The sequence below is a fragment of the Nonlabens sp. genome, assembly GCF_965660805.1.
GTDB lineage: Bacteria > Bacteroidota > Bacteroidia > Flavobacteriales > Flavobacteriaceae > Nonlabens.
This window is the reverse complement of sequence record NZ_CBFIBE010000006.1, coordinates 45,706-60,479: the sequence shown is the minus strand read 5'-3', so window position 1 is coordinate 60,479 and position 14,774 is coordinate 45,706. Positions and strand designations below refer to the sequence as shown.

At 36.5% G+C, this 14,774-nt stretch carries 14 protein-coding genes; 9 read left to right on the top strand and 5 right to left on the bottom strand.

The genetic code is table 11. The annotated features are described in order from the left end of the window. The first annotated feature begins 89 nt into the window (after positions 1-89). Positions 90-764: a rhomboid family intramembrane serine protease gene (locus ACTF48_RS03030; RefSeq protein ID WP_438961659.1), complete on the top strand. Its 675-nt coding sequence runs from the start codon at positions 90-92 to the stop codon at positions 762-764. A gap of 53 nt (positions 765-817) precedes the next feature. On the opposite strand, the gene rlmB is transcribed toward ACTF48_RS03030, so the two are convergent. The 5 genes from rlmB to ACTF48_RS03005 all read right to left on the bottom strand — a co-directional run bounded on the left by rlmB (position 818) and on the right by ACTF48_RS03005 (position 8,767). Beyond that, on the bottom strand, positions 818-1,555 hold the full coding sequence (gene rlmB, locus ACTF48_RS03025) for a 23S rRNA (guanosine(2251)-2'-O)-methyltransferase RlmB (protein ID WP_438961658.1): 738 nt from the start codon (positions 1,553-1,555) through the stop codon (positions 818-820). An 80-nt stretch (positions 1,556-1,635) separates the two neighbouring features. Then, positions 1,636-2,457, bottom strand: coding sequence for a hypothetical protein (locus ACTF48_RS03020; RefSeq protein ID WP_438961657.1), 822 nt, complete (start codon positions 2,455-2,457; stop codon positions 1,636-1,638). Positions 2,458-2,474: 17 nt separating this feature from the next. Then, the gene (locus ACTF48_RS03015; RefSeq protein ID WP_438961656.1) at positions 2,475-3,941 is read right to left on the bottom strand and encodes a RagB/SusD family nutrient uptake outer membrane protein; all 1,467 of its coding nucleotides are present in this window, start codon (positions 3,939-3,941) and stop codon (positions 2,475-2,477) included. 12 nt (positions 3,942-3,953) lie between these two features. Next, the gene (locus tag ACTF48_RS03010; RefSeq protein ID WP_438961655.1) at positions 3,954-6,983 is read right to left on the bottom strand and encodes a SusC/RagA family TonB-linked outer membrane protein; all 3,030 of its coding nucleotides are present in this window, start codon (positions 6,981-6,983) and stop codon (positions 3,954-3,956) included. Positions 6,984-7,099: 116 nt separating this feature from the next. Then, positions 7,100-8,767, bottom strand: a complete 1,668-nt coding sequence (locus tag ACTF48_RS03005; RefSeq protein ID WP_438961654.1) for a hypothetical protein — start codon at positions 8,765-8,767, stop codon at positions 7,100-7,102. 173 nt (positions 8,768-8,940) lie between these two features. On the opposite strand from ACTF48_RS03005, the gene rpsL reads away from it, so the two are divergent. The 8 genes from rpsL to rplB all read left to right on the top strand — a co-directional run bounded on the left by rpsL (position 8,941) and on the right by rplB (position 14,774). Then, complete coding sequence (gene rpsL / locus ACTF48_RS03000) at positions 8,941-9,315, top strand: 30S ribosomal protein S12 (protein WP_006795815.1); 375 nt, start codon at positions 8,941-8,943, stop codon at positions 9,313-9,315. Positions 9,316-9,380: 65 nt separating this feature from the next. Continuing rightward, the gene (rpsG, locus tag ACTF48_RS02995) at positions 9,381-9,857 is read left to right on the top strand and encodes a 30S ribosomal protein S7 (RefSeq protein WP_438961653.1); all 477 of its coding nucleotides are present in this window, start codon (positions 9,381-9,383) and stop codon (positions 9,855-9,857) included. Positions 9,858-9,863: 6 nt separating this feature from the next. Beyond that, on the top strand, positions 9,864-12,005 hold the full coding sequence (fusA, locus tag ACTF48_RS02990; RefSeq protein ID WP_438961652.1) for an elongation factor G: 2,142 nt from the start codon (positions 9,864-9,866) through the stop codon (positions 12,003-12,005). Positions 12,006-12,015: 10 nt separating this feature from the next. Further along, a complete protein-coding gene (gene rpsJ, locus ACTF48_RS02985; protein WP_006795812.1) occupies positions 12,016-12,321 on the top strand; it encodes a 30S ribosomal protein S10 in 306 nt (101 codons plus the stop codon). Positions 12,322-12,392: 71 nt separating this feature from the next. After that, positions 12,393-13,010, top strand: coding sequence for a 50S ribosomal protein L3 (rplC, locus tag ACTF48_RS02980; protein WP_438961651.1), 618 nt, complete (start codon positions 12,393-12,395; stop codon positions 13,008-13,010). Further along, a complete protein-coding gene (rplD, locus tag ACTF48_RS02975; protein WP_438961650.1) occupies positions 13,010-13,639 on the top strand; it encodes a 50S ribosomal protein L4 in 630 nt (209 codons plus the stop codon). The genes rplC and rplD overlap by 1 nt, the downstream gene beginning before the upstream one ends. Positions 13,640-13,642: 3 nt before the next feature. Continuing rightward, a complete protein-coding gene (gene rplW, locus ACTF48_RS02970; protein ID WP_438961649.1) occupies positions 13,643-13,933 on the top strand; it encodes a 50S ribosomal protein L23 in 291 nt (96 codons plus the stop codon). A gap of 16 nt (positions 13,934-13,949) precedes the next feature. Continuing rightward, on the top strand, positions 13,950-14,774 hold the full coding sequence (gene rplB, locus ACTF48_RS02965; RefSeq protein WP_438961648.1) for a 50S ribosomal protein L2: 825 nt from the start codon (positions 13,950-13,952) through the stop codon (positions 14,772-14,774).

Here is a 14,774-nt window from a genome sequence, read left to right as displayed (position 1 = left end):
ATAGTTTTAGTCTGTTTTACTTTTAAATCTATTATGTCATGACACTTTTACCAGTTTTTTGTTTGGCGATGTTATTGATAAACTAGTGTGTGAAAGAATCAGAATATTTCATATTTGATATAGGGACCTTTTTACCAGGGTTATTATTTACACTATTCATTTGGGTAATTTATACCATTGAGGTTAAATATCATTTGAACTTCACGAGTTATGGCGTACGACCGGAGCGGTTGAGTGGATTAAGAGGTGTTTTTTTTAGTCCATTCATCCATTCAGATTTAAGTCATCTATGGAGTAACACCTTACCATCCTTAGTTCTTATAACTGGTCTAACTTATTTCTATAGAAACATTAGATGGAAGGTCCTTATCACAGGGTTTCTTCTTACTGGATTAATGACTTGGATCATAGGAAGGCCATCTTTTCATATAGGAGCTAGTGGATTGATATACATGCTCGCGAGTTTCTTGTTTTTTAAAGGTGTATTTACTAAACATTATAGAATGTTAGCACTTAGTTTTATAGTTGCTTTTTTTTATGGAAGTATGGTGTGGTATGTTTTACCTATAAAAGTAGGTATGTCTTGGGAAGGACATTTAAGCGGTGGAGTAGTGGGGTTGTTACTCGCCGTATTCACTAAGAATAAACTTCCTGAAAAACGTAAATACAAATGGGAAGAATCAGACTTTGTTGTTGAAGATGATCCTTTCATGCGTCACTTTGATGAAGATGGTAATTTCATTGAGTTAGATGAAGAGGAATAAGAAAAGCCATCGGTTAGGATGGCTTTTCTTATTTAGATATCATTGGATTGTACCTATGAATCTTGCTGCCTTACGATCTCATAAAGCATCGCTCCACAGGCCACAGAAACATTAAGAGAAGCAATCTCACCTTTCATAGGTAATTTTACGGGTGTGTCGATCACTTTAAGGGTAGATGGGTTTATTCCTCGTTCCTCACTTCCCATTATGAGTGCTATACTACTATTTAAGTCGGTTTGATAAATGTTCTTTTCAGCCTTTTCACTAGCGCCTATGGTAGTTATTCCATAAGCTTTCATTAAGAATACAGCATCTTTTATGTGGGTAACCTTACAGATAGGTATATTAAAAACAGCGCCAGCACTTGTTTTTATGGTAGCTGGATTAATAGGAGCAGAGCCGCTTTCGGCTATTACTATGGCGCTTACACCGGTGCATTCTGCTGTTCTTATAATGGCGCCAAAGTTTCTAACATCAGTCACGCCGTCGAGTAAAAGGTAAATATCCTTTTTATCTACCTGACGATTTTCAAGTATTTCTTCCAGTGATGCAAAATCTATGGGTGATATAGAAGCAACTGCACCTTGATGATTTCCATGACTTGAGATTTTATCGAGTTTCTCTACAGGTACAAATGAAGTTGTTATTTTCTTGTTATTAACGAGTGTTTTTAACTGTCCCATTAATACTCCTTCTGCCTCTCTAAGTAGATATACTTTACCTAAGTTCTGTCCACTTTCAATAGCTTCTATGATGGCGCGTATACCGTAGATGTAGGTTGTTTTTTCCATGTTGCAAATGTATGTAAATAAAAAGCCTAAGAATTATAAAATTCTTAGGCTTTGGTAAAGTTATTTTAACTTAGATCTATCTATATTTTAGATAGGAAGAATGATCCAGCATATGTTCCAAATCCACCAGCTTCGTTGTCGTAATCAACCGAGAAGAAGGTGTCGTCAGTTAAACTATAGGTAGATGTATTATTTGATGCTGGCTTAATTATTATTGCCGAAGCCGGTGTACCAGCAACAAATCCACTGTCAAATGTTGTAGCGAACACTAATTCGTTACAAACTAAGTTGATAGTGATATTCTGAGAATTTCCGAAGAAAGATGCATCAAAAGTTCTAGTTACAGCTCCAGGAGCAGGTAACATAACATCAACAGTACCAGTATCAAAGTTCTCACCTTGGAATACTCCTTGTAAATCTCCAATCGTATAAGCTCCTACAAAATAATCATCTGGAATTGGGCATACCTGAAAGATATTTATCGTTGCGTTAGGACCAGCCACAGTACCTGAATCAGGTGCAACCAATTCAAGTTCTATTTGAGTAGGTGTAGTTTCAAGATTTGTGTCTTGACCTGTTATAGTAAGTGTTCCACTATATGCTCCAGCAGGGATGGTTACACTTGCAGGAATTGTATAGTTTAATGGGTCTGCGTTTGTGTTATCATCTACAACATTTACATTAATGGTTCTATCAGCATTAGAAGCCTGTGACACGTTTACCGTAATGTCTTGACTTGCTCCAAAATTTTGCGTGTCAATCTCAACCGCAAAATCAATTACATTAGTCGAAAAAGATGCAAGTGCCGTGTTCGTTCCTGCTCCTTTTCTTAATTCACTTTCTTTATCGCATGAAGCTAGTAATGCAATTGCAATGACTCCGCTTAATATTAATTTTTTCATTTTTTTCATTTTTGTTATTAATAACCTGGATTTTGTTCTTCAGCTATAGCTGGGTTACCTATTATCTCACTTAGAGGAATAGGGAATGTAAACCTGTAGTCTGTAATAGGAAGACTACATGTTCCTAGTTGAGCACAATCTATATTATCTCTAGAAATTGTTCTATTACCTATAGCACCTAATCTTTTTAAATCTTTATATCTATGTCCTTCAAATGCTAATTCTATTCTTCTTTCATCAAGAATTTGTCCATACGCATCTGCCGCACTTGTGAAGTTAGGGGCAGTTTGAACGGCACCAAAACGAGCTGTTCTAAGTTGTCCAATAAGTTCAGATGCAGAACCTGGTCCGTTTAGAAGACCTTGGTCTACACGAGCTTCAGCAAGAATAAATAACATTTCAGATGAACGAAACACTTTAATATCGTTCATTAAAGGATTGCTTTCAGATCCTTCATATTTATCTACGATGTGAACATCTCTATCATTAACAACAGCAGGAGCTGGGTAAGAAATCAAGTTTACTGTTGTACGTATATCACCAGCTACATGTAAATCAGCCAGTTCTTTTGCCATTTCCATGTAAGGTGAACCATTCAAGTCAGGTCCGGTAAATGCAAATAGAGAACCTAAAGTTCCACCACCGGTATCACCCGTTCCTTGACCATCATAAATATCATTTACAGTTCTTTCTAACTTAAAAATAACTTCATCGTTAGAAACGTCTTGAAACATCAAGTCATAATTGGCCTGATTAGCTAGTGGATAAGCATTTAATAATTGCTCTGCTAGTGGTCCTGCAATATTATATTGACCTCTGTATGCTGCCATACGCGCTTTAAATGCATTTACAGCATCTACTGTAAAGAATGTTGGATCAGATGCAGTAATAGAAGAACTAGCTACGGCAAGATCTGAGTCGATAAGTGTAAAAACTTCACCATTTGTATTTCTTCTAGGCTGAATGTCTGCACCTGCGATAAAGTCCACTGCTGGAACACCTAATGCGTCATCATCAGTTAAGTCTGTTGAGAAATAACTAAGTAGACTAAAGTGTGCAAATGCTCTAATTGCAGATGCTTGTCCTTTCACATCGTCTACGAGAGCCTGATCAGCTGGATCAACGTCTAAAGTGTTTGCCGCATTTATGAGTTGGGTTGCTTCTCTAATGATTCGATACTGACTTGCCCACATGGAAGATGGGTTAACACTTTCACTATTTAAGTTAAATGTGTATAATGCTCTCGCTTGACCACCGTTGTCAAAACCTAAACGGGTTTCATCTGTGAATCGAGATGTAAAGGCTATCTCATCGCTTGTATCTAATAGCCTATAAAGTCCTAGACGTCCTAGTTCCAAGTCTTGTGCGTTACTATACGCTCGGTTTGCATCCAGTGTACCAGGTTGAATTATGTCTGTTGCATCTTCACAACTACCTAAGAAGGCGAGCAATGCAAGTACTATTATGTATTTTAAATTTTTCATCGTTTTTTTATTTTAAAGTCCTAATTCTATTCCGAATGATATAATTCTTGGTGTTGGGTATAATCTAGAAGTATTACTTAATGTAGAAGCATCAAATCCTCTCCATTTAGACCAAGTTATAAGATTTTCTGCATTAACAAACAATCTTAATCTATCTAACTTAAATTTGCTTATTACACTTTGATCAAAACTATATCCAACATTAACAAACCTTAATCTAAGGAAGTCAGCTTCTCTTAAATATCTATCAGAACCAAAATCTAAGTTTGTTGCATCGAGAGAAGGAATATCAGTGATGTCACCAGGGTTTTCCCATGCTCTCAATATATCGTTTGATAAATTAAATTGACCAATATTACTTGGATCTTGGAAACCATTTAGATCATTGTCAAAACGATCTATACCGGCTGCAAATTGAAATAAAGTTTCTAAGTAGAATCCTTTATAATCTACATTAAAATTAAATCCACCTGTAAACTCTGGTTGTAGGTTTTTACCAGACCATACTTGATCATTGTCTGGATCTGGAGTTTCAGTAGGGTTTCCGTCTGCATCTAAGAATAATAAGTTACCAGTTGCTGGATTTACACCTACTTGTCGTACTAGAGAGTATTCACCTAATTGACCACCATTTCTACCTATACCTATGATTTCACCATCTTCATTAGGAAGATTTTGTAATTCAGAACGGTTATGGTTAAAATTTAATCCTACTGTTACTCCTAAATCATCTCTTGTGAGAGCTTGTACAACGTCATATTTCACATCGAAATCAATACCTCGGTTATATAGGTTACCAACGTTTGCGCTTTGAGCATATCCACCATTTCCAAATACTCCGGAAATTCGATTAGATTGGAATAAATCTCGTGAATTCCTGCTATAAACATCAACAGCTCCTCTTAATCGTCCTCTGTTTAATAACTCAAAATCAATTCCTACATTCCATTGTGCAACCTCTTCCCATTGTAATGTAGGGTTACCGATGGCGTTTACAAATAAAGAGTTAGCATTTCCATAACCAGCGCCTGTGGTAAACGTATCTAAAACTAGTCCGGAACCACTGAAGTATCCATCCCCATTAACATCTTGATTTCCAGTTACACCATAGGATCCTCTAAGTTTAAGGACTTTTACGAAATCTACATCGTCCATAAAACTTTCCTTGTCTATATTCCATCTACCGGCAACAGAGAAAAATGTTCCCCATTTATTATCTCCTATGAAGCGGTATGATGCATCCCTTCTTAAAACACCACTAAAACCAAATCGTGTGTCATAATCATAATCCACTGCTGTGAAGTATGAAAACTGACCTCCGTTAAGTTTTTGAGCACTTACAGTGTCTACTAAGAAATCATCATTACCATTATCAGAAATAATAGCATCTCCATCTCCTAATTCAAATGTTCTAGGATCTAGACCGTTGGCAAAGTATCCCATACCTCTGAAGTGTTGCTTCAAATACTCTGTATATAGCCCTACATTCAAAGTGTGTTTTTCATTAAAAACTTTGTTATAGTTGATAGATGTTGATTGATTAAAAGCAAAAGTTCTATTTGAGTTTTGTTGCTGGAATCCTGACGTAGTAGGATAAGGATCAGCAGCAAATAATTGAGAGTTGAAAGACAATGACTGCTCGGCTCTCGTTAAATAAGTGTTTGTGAAATCTATACCTGTGTTAGATTTAACGGTTATATTATCGGTGATTTTATAACTAGTATCAATGTTTCCTAAAATACGTACCTCTTCATCAAAACGATCATAAGTTGCTAGACGGTCTAAAAGAAATAAAGGAGTATTTCTAAATAATAATGGAGCTAAAAGATCAGCGCCATTTGTGTAGTCACCCGGTGTTAAATAAGGAACCGATTGGTAAGCTCCTAATATATAGTTACGATTAATTCCGGAACCTCCAATTTCATTTGGCTCATTTGATTTAGAGTAGTTTGCTGAAAAAGAAGTATTGAAATTAAATCTATCATTTTCAGATGTTGCGCTAAAATTGTTTCTTATGTTAAAACGTTTTAGATCAGAGTCTTGAAGTATACCTTCTTGGTTGAAGTAACCTATACTCGTAAACTGAGTAGACTTTTTACCACCGCTGGATAGGCTTACAGTTTGATTTTGTGTTACACCAGTTCGGAAAAACACATCTGTCCAATCAGTATTAGCCGCTGCGGATATTTGAGCATCAGTTAAAGGAGTTCCTGAATTATCAAATCCTCGTCCTCCAACTCCAAGTCCTCTTTCTCTTTCTAGACTTAAGAGTTGTTGTGAGTTTAACAAGTTGTAATCGTTATCTTGTAACGAAGTGTAAGATAAAATCGAATTAACACTAATTTTTAAAGGTTGTTGGTATTCACCTCTTCTTGTTGTAATTATGATAACACCGTTTGTTCCACGGTTACCATAAATTGCTAAAGCACCAGCATCTTTAAGTACGGTAACAGATTCCACATCTTGTGGATTCAAACTACGGAAGTTATCTTGATCTGCAAATGTGCCGTCTATAATAAATAGCGGTTCAGAATCTCCATTTATGGACCCGACACCGCGAATGTTAATAGTAGAATTACCTCCAGGTTGACCTGAGTTAGTCGCGATGTTAAGACCGGCAACTTGACCTGTTAGTGTTTGAACAACCGATGCATTTGGTCGGTTTTCAATAGTTTTACTACTTATTGTTGTAGAAGCAATGTTAGTCGTCTCCTTTGTTGCAGTACGATAACCAATTAAAGTAATTACTTCTAATGAAGTAGCCATCGTTACGTTTATAACAGATTTCTCTTCTACAGTAACTTCTTGTGTATCATATCCTGCAAATGAGAATTGTAATACATCAGACGCGGCAGCATTTATGCTATAGTTACCGTCAAAGTCAGTCGTGGTAGCATTTGCTGTTCCTTTTACAAGAACTGTTGCTCCTAATACAGGTTCTCCATCAGGATCTAAGACCTTACCGGTCACCGTTTGCGCAATTGAAACTTGCACAATTAACGCTAAGAATAGCGTCAAAATTCCATTTAATTTTGTTTTCATTTTTGATTTATTTGAATTAGCCAAAGCCAAAAGTCACAAATAATAGTTAATAAAACAACTTTTATCCAATGATTTTATGCAATTATTTTAGTTAAAGTTAACGTTTAGGTAACATTCTAGAACAATATTTTAAGATTTATGTGAGCTATTGTGTTGGAAAAGTTCAAGTTAGCTCCAGGAAATGATCCGTTTGCAAAACTTATTCTCAGAATTCCTGATTGTGTTAAAATTGCTGTACCTACACCTATTCCATAAATTTTTTCCACTCTTTTACTTAAGTATTCTTCAAAAATTCCATAATCTAAAATAGTGTGTAGGTAGATTCCGTTACTTATTCTTCTGCGGTATTCGGTGTTTACAGCGGTGAAGAATGAGGTGTCTATGCTGTTTTGATTAAATCCTCTTATACTGTTTGTTCCTCCTATTTGGTATAGTTCATTAAAGATGATGTTATCGCTGTTTAGGAATTTTACAGTTCCTTGAATATTAAGGCTGTTTTTGGAATTAATTTGAAGATTATGTTCTCCCTCAATGTTAATTCTAAATTGTTTTGATTGTTGTTCTTCGGTATTTCTGTTTCCAGTAATTATTTCTGCTGTTGCTCTGGATTTATAGATTATCAAATCATCATTTGAAAATGATTCGTAATTAAAATCTAGTTTTACATTTTGGCTTTTGTAACTTTCACTGTTCGTGTCGTTGTTTTCAGTGGAGGAGTTGGTTGTCTTATAAGATATTCCAGATCTAATTTGTGGGCTGAAAGAATAAAACAATCCGCCGCTGAATGATGTGTTTTGATAGGTGCTGTCTCTTCTAAGAATATTCAGGTTTGTAGTAAGTCCTATATTGCTCTTTAGGAGGTAGGGAAGGTTCAGGTTTATGTTAAGTTTTGTTTGGTCTAGATCATCTCCTCTGTAAATGATATGGAGTTGTTCGCCATTGTTTAAATTATTGTTAAGCTGTAAATCTAGATAACCGTTTATTTCAAGCTTGCTGCCATCTGTGTTGTTGAAACCTATGAGTCCATCGAGTATATTATTGTTTTTCTTTTTTAAATACATATAAAGGGTGGTGGAATCTTTTTTAAATAGTAACTCAGGTTTTTTAGTTGTTTCTACAAAAGATAGTTTTTCAATTGTTTTTTGAATCTTCTTTATGTTTTTTTCGTTAAGGAGGTGTTTTTTTGCAATCAGATTTTTAGTAAAGTTTTCAGGGAAATTATCATAGCCTTTTATTTTTATATGATCTATGAATCGTTTTTTATTGGTTGTTACGTTTAGCTGAATGGTTATCGTGTCTGATTCCGTGATTTTTACCTTTTGTGTTTTTATAGTAGTAAAAGGGTATCCTTTTTTTGTTAAATACCTGTAAATCTCGTTAATTCTTGTTTGTAAATTTTCTGGTGTGATGTAGTGTTTATTATGCTTTCGCGAAAGCGTGATTTCTAACAAGCTGTCTATTTCTGAAAGATCTGATTGTGTTCTAATTTTTATAGTGCCATATTTTTTTCCCAAATCCAATACTTGATTAAAGCTACTGTCTGTTTCTTTTTTAATTGGGTTTGATAATAGGTTAATATATCCAGCTTTTTTAAGTTGTGAAATGATGCTGTCATTATGTTCAGTTAGGTCATTGTAGTTTTTAAAAAGAATATTATTCTTAGTGAGACTGTCTGTAATAGTCTTTTGAGATTCCTTTTTGCTTGAATAAGATAGTTTTAAAGATTGCGATAAGCAAACTGTACTCGTTAGTGTATATATAATAAGGAGAAGTGTGTTTTTCAATATATTGGTGTTAAATGGCATTATTACGTACTTTTAACGGCTTTTTAAGCACTTTTCTTATGGGTTAAAAAAAAGATATTGTAAAAACTTGAAACTGAGGTTTGAATAACTCATTTTTATTTATACCTTTGCCGACCCTAAAATAAGGGATTAATTTATTAGCGTAAAACAATATGCCAACGATTTCACAATTAGTACGTAAAGGAAGAGCCAAAATAACCAAGAAGAGTAAATCGGCTGCTTTAGATTCTTGTCCTCAGCGTCGTGGAGTATGTACTCGTGTTTACACTACTACACCTAAGAAGCCTAACTCAGCAATGAGAAAGGTTGCAAGGGTTAGACTTACTAACGGTAAGGAAGTAAACGCCTACATCCCAGGAGAAGGACACAATCTACAAGAGCACTCGATAGTATTGGTTAGAGGTGGAAGGGTAAAAGATTTGCCAGGAGTTAGATATCACATAGTGCGCGGTGCACTGGACACAGCAGGTGTTGCAGGCCGTACACAACGTAGATCTAAGTATGGAGCAAAACGCCCTAAGAAGTAATTTTTTTTAAGTAGGTGTGCTATACTCAGTGCGCAAGCTTTAATTAACAACTCAAAAGAGAAGAAATGAGAAAAAGACAGGCCAAAAAACGCCCGATCCTTCCGGATCCGCGTTTCAATGACCAGCTAGTAACACGTTTTGTGAACATGATGATGTTACATGGTAAAAAATCAACGGCATTCAAGCTTTTTTATGACGCGATTGATATCGTAGAAGAAAAAAAGCAGGATGACGAGAAAACAGCATTAGAAGTTTGGAAAGATGCATTATCAAATGTAATGCCTCACGTAGAGGTACGTAGCCGTCGTGTAGGTGGAGCTACTTTTCAAATCCCTATGCAAATCCGTCCAGATAGAAAAATATCTACTGCTATGAAGTGGTTGATAGGTTACTCACGTAAGCGCAATGAGAAAAGTTTTTCTCAGAAGTTAGCTTCAGAGATTCTAGCTGCTTCAAAAGAAGAAGGTGCTGCTGTTAAGAAAAAGACAGATACACATAAAATGGCCGAGGCTAACAAGGCATTCTCTCACTTTAGATTCTAAGAAATAATGGCAAGAGATTTAAAATTCACAAGAAATATAGGTATTGCTGCTCATATTGATGCAGGAAAAACCACTACAACAGAGCGTATTCTTTATTACACTGGTGTTTCTCACAAAATTGGTGAGGTGCACGATGGTGCGGCAACTATGGACTGGATGGAGCAAGAGCAGGAGCGTGGTATCACGATTACTTCTGCAGCTACAACTTGTACCTGGAAGTTTCCTTTAGAGAATGCAAAGCCACTTCCTGAAACAAAGGATTATCATTTTAATATTATCGATACTCCTGGTCACGTAGACTTTACGGTAGAGGTGAATAGATCATTACGTGTCCTTGATGGGTTAGTATTCTTGTTTAGTGCAGTTGATGGTGTTGAGCCACAGTCTGAAACTAACTGGAGGCTAGCTGATAATTATAAGGTTCCACGTATTGGATTTGTAAATAAGATGGACCGTCAGGGTTCTAACTTCCTTGCTGTTTGTCAGCAAGTGAAAGATATGTTAAAGTCTAATGCTGTGCCGATCGTTTTGAATATCGGTGAAGAGGCTGACTTTAAAGGTATTGTAGATCTTGTAAAGAACCGTGCTATTGTATGGCATGATAATACACAAGGTTCAACTTTTGATGTTATCGAGATTCCAGAAGAATTAAAGGCAGAAGCAAAGAAATATCGCGCTCTTCTTATTGAAGAGGTAGCTGCTTATGATGAGAATCTTCTAGAAAAGTTCATGGAAGATGAAGATTCAATTACTGAAGATGAAGTGCATGCTGCTCTTCGTGCTGCTGTAATGGATATGTCTATCATTCCTATGATTTGTGGTAGTGCATTTAAGAATAAAGGTGTTCAGTTCTTGCTGGATGCAGTTTGTCGTTACTTGCCCTCTCCTACAGATAAAGACGGTATTAAAGGAATTAATCCTGATACAGAGCAAGAAGAAATCCGTAAACCAGATGTGAAAGAGCCATTTGCTGCACTTGCTTTTAAGATTGCAACAGATCCTTTTGTAGGTCGTTTAGCTTTCTTCCGTGCTTATTCTGGTCGTCTAGATGCAGGTTCATATATCTTGAATAATCGTTCAGGTAAGAAGGAGCGTATCTCTCGTATCTATCAAATGCACTCTAATAAACAAAATGCTATCGATTTTATTGAAGCAGGAGATATAGGGGCAGCTGTTGGTTTTAAAGATATTAAGACAGGTGATACTATGACTGATGAGAAGCATCCTATCGTACTTGAATCGATGGACTTCCCTGATCCAGTAATAGGTATCGCTGTTGAGCCTAAAACTAAGGCTGATGTAGATAAAATGGGTATGGCTTTAGCTAAATTAGCTGAAGAGGATCCTACTTTCCAAGTAAGAACAGATGAAGCTTCAGGCCAGACTATTATTTCTGGAATGGGTGAGCTTCACTTAGATATCATTGTAGACCGTATGCGTCGTGAGTTTAAAGTAGAGCTTAATCAAGGTGCACCACAAGTGGAGTACAAAGAGGCTATTACTAGAGCTGCTGATCATAGAGAGACTTATAAGAAACAGTCTGGTGGTCGTGGTAAGTTCGGTGATATTGTCTTTACTATAGAGCCTGCAGAGGAAAATGAAGAAGGTAAAGTAGAGGAAGGATTACAGTTTATTAACCAAATTAAAGGTGGTAATGTTCCTAAGGAATTTATCCCTGCTATTGAAAAAGGGTTCCGTGAAGCTATGAAAGCTGGTCCTCTTGCAGGATTTGAAATGGATAGTATGCGTGTAACTCTTAAGGATGGTTCTTTCCACCCAGTAGATTCTGATGCACTTTCATTTGAGCTTGCTGCTAGATTGGGTTACAAAGCGTCTGCAAAGTCTGCTGGTGCTGTAATACTTGAGCCTATCATGAAACTTGAGGTTATTACTCCTGAAGAAAACATGGGTGATATAGTAGGTGACTTGAACCGTCGTCGTGGACAAGTTAATGATATGGGTGATCGTGCTGGTGCCAAAGTGGTGAAGGCAGAAGTGCCGCTTTCAGAAATGTTTGGTTATGTAACTACTTTACGTACTCTTTCATCTGGTCGTGCAACTTCAACAATGGAATTTTCACACTATGCTGAGACTCCTTCAAATATTAGTGAAGAGGTAATTGCAGCAGCTAAAGGTGCAACTAATTAATTTTCAAAAGATGAGTCAAAAAATCAGAATCAAATTAAAGTCTTACGATTATATGCTGGTAGATAAGTCTGCTGAAAAAATCGTTAAAACAGTAAAAAGCACTGGTGCTGTTGTAACTGGGCCTATCCCGTTACCTACACACAAGAAAATATTTACTGTATTGAGATCACCACACGTTAACAAAAAGTCACGTGAACAATTTCAACTAAGTTCTTATAAAAGATTGTTAGATATCTATAGTTCTTCTAGTAAGACTATTGATGCTCTAATGAAATTAGAGCTTCCTAGTGGAGTTGAAGTGGAGATCAAAGTGTAATACAAAAGTTTAGAAATACGCTTTCGCGAAAGCGTATTTCTTTATATCATTAATAATAATAAATAATAAATATGTCTGGGTTAATAGGAAGAAAAATCGGAATGACTAGCATTTATGATGAGAATGGTAAGAATATGCCATGTACGATCATTGAGGCAGGTCCTTGCGTTGTTACCCAAGTCAGAACTGAAGAGAATGATGGGTATGAAGCCCTTCAACTAGGTTTCGATGACAAATCAGACAAAAACGCATCTAAAGCAGCTCAAGGGCACTTTAAGAAGGCGGGAACTGGTGTCAAGAGAAAAGTTGTAGAATTCCAAGGTTTTGATAAGGAGTACAAATTAGGTGATTCAGTTTCTGTAGATATTTTCACTGAAGGTGAATTTATTGATGTGTCAGGAACGTCAAAAGGTAAAGGTTTCCAGGGTGTTGTTAAACGTCATGGATTTGCTGGAGTAGGTCAAGCGACTCACGGTCAGCACAACCGTTTACGTGCACCAGGTTCCATAGGAGCAGCATCTTATCCAGCACGTGTATTCAAGGGAATGCGCATGGCAGGACAGATGGGTAATGCAAAAGTTAAAGTTGAAAATTTAAGAGTTCTTAAGGTAGTTCCAGAAAAAAATCTTTTAGTAGTAAAAGGTTGTGTTCCTGGTCATAAGAATTCTTATGTAATCTTACAGAAGTAATGAAGGTAGCAGTTATAGACATTAAAGGAAAAGAAACTGGTCGTCAGGTTGAATTATCTGATAGCATTTTCGGTATTGAACCTAATGATCACGCTATATACTTAGACGTTAAGCAGTATTTAGCAAATCAACGTCAAGGTACTCATAAAGCAAAGCAACGTGCTGAGATCTCTGGTAGTACTCGTAAGATTAAGAAGCAGAAAGGAACAGGTACAGCTCGTGCTGGTTCTATCAAGTCTGGTGTTTTTAGAGGTGGTGGACGTATGTTTGGGCCTGTACCTAGAGACTACTCTTTTAAATTGAATAAAGGTCAGAAGCGTTTAGCACGTAAATCTGTCTTAAGTCAGAAGATGGCTGAAGGTAATTTACATGTAGTTGAAGACTTTAATTTTGAGGCTCCTAAAACCAAGGATTTTATGGATGTTTTAAAGTCTTTAGGATTAGATAATAAAAAATCTCTTTTTGTGTTGGGTGGTTCAAATAATAATGTATATTTGTCTTCTCGAAATTTTAAGGGGTCTGAAGTTATAACTAATTCAGAATTAAGCACTTATAAAATACTTCATGCTAATAATGTTGTTGTATTAGAGAGTTCACTAGAAGGAATCGAGGAAACTTTAAGCAAATAGGTTATGAATATCTTAATAAAACCAATCATTACAGAAAAAGCTACTAGCGATAGTGAGTTATTGAATCGTTATGGGTTTGAGGTTATGCCTACTGCTAATAAGATTCAAATTAAAAATGCGGTTGAGGCTACTTATGGAGTTACTGTTACTAAAGTAAGAACCATGAATGTGCGTGTAGAGCGTAAAACTAAATTTACAAAATCAGGGATGCAAGTTGGTAAAACTAAGGCAAGTAAAAAGGCTTTTGTACAATTGCAAGATGGAGATACCATCGACCTTTATAGTAATCTATAAATAATACAGACAAAAGATGTCAGTAAGAAAATTAAAACCTGTTACTCCTGGGCAGCGATTTAGAGTTGTAAATGGCTACGATGCTATTACAACTGATAAGCCGGAGAAGAGCTTGCTCGCTCCGAAAAAACGCTCAGGTGGACGTAATGCTAGTGGTCGTATGACTATGCGTTACAAGGGTGGTGGTCATAAAAGACGCTACCGTATTATAGACTTTAAAAGAGATAAGCAAGGTGTGCCTGCAACTATCGCCTCTATTGAGTATGATCCTAATAGGACTGCTTTCATAGCCTTGGTTAACTATCAAGACGGTGAAAAACGTTATGTTATTGCTCAGAACGGAATGAAGGTAGGTCAGAATATCGTTTCTGGTGATTCTGTCGCTCCTGAGGTAGGTAACGCTATGAAGCTTGCTAATATTCCTTTAGGTAGTATTGTGAGTTGCATTGAGTTGCATCCAGGTCAAGGTGCTGTTATAGCTCGAAGTGCTGGTTCCTTTGCTCAGTTAATGGCAAGAGATGGTAAGTATGCTACGATCAAAATGCCTTCTGGTGAAACTCGTTTGATATTGCAAGAGGCTCTTGCTACAATTGGAGCGGTTTCAAATAGTGATCATCAATTGGTTGTTAGTGGTAAAGCTGGTAGGTCAAGATGGTTAGGTAGAAGGCCTAGAACTCGTCCGGTAGTGATGAACCCAGTCGATCACCCAATGGGTGGTGGAGAAGGTAAGTCTTCTGGTGGTCATCCAAGATCTCGTAACGGAATACCTGCTAAGGGTTATCGTACTAGAGATAAGAATAAAGCAAGTGCTCAATATATTTTAGAACGTAGAAAGAAATAA

Coding starts and splice junctions, on each gene's coding strand:
- rplW (WP_438961649.1), top strand. CDS start 13,643: ATGAATATCTTAATAAAACCAATCATTACAGAAAAAGCTACTAGCGAT.
- rplC (WP_438961651.1), top strand. CDS start 12,393: ATGTCTGGGTTAATAGGAAGAAAAATCGGAATGACTAGCATTTATGAT.
- rlmB (WP_438961658.1), bottom strand. CDS start 1,555: ATGGAAAAAACAACCTACATCTACGGTATACGCGCCATCATAGAAGCT.
- rpsG (WP_438961653.1), top strand. CDS start 9,381: ATGAGAAAAAGACAGGCCAAAAAACGCCCGATCCTTCCGGATCCGCGT.
- fusA (WP_438961652.1), top strand. CDS start 9,864: ATGGCAAGAGATTTAAAATTCACAAGAAATATAGGTATTGCTGCTCAT.
- ACTF48_RS03010 (WP_438961655.1), bottom strand. CDS start 6,983: ATGAAAACAAAATTAAATGGAATTTTGACGCTATTCTTAGCGTTAATT.
- rpsL (WP_006795815.1), top strand. CDS start 8,941: ATGCCAACGATTTCACAATTAGTACGTAAAGGAAGAGCCAAAATAACC.
- ACTF48_RS03015 (WP_438961656.1), bottom strand. CDS start 3,941: ATGAAAAATTTAAAATACATAATAGTACTTGCATTGCTCGCCTTCTTA.
- ACTF48_RS03020 (WP_438961657.1), bottom strand. CDS start 2,457: ATGAAAAAATTAATATTAAGCGGAGTCATTGCAATTGCATTACTAGCT.
- rplD (WP_438961650.1), top strand. CDS start 13,010: ATGAAGGTAGCAGTTATAGACATTAAAGGAAAAGAAACTGGTCGTCAG.
- rpsJ (WP_006795812.1), top strand. CDS start 12,016: ATGAGTCAAAAAATCAGAATCAAATTAAAGTCTTACGATTATATGCTG.
- rplB (WP_438961648.1), top strand. CDS start 13,950: ATGTCAGTAAGAAAATTAAAACCTGTTACTCCTGGGCAGCGATTTAGA.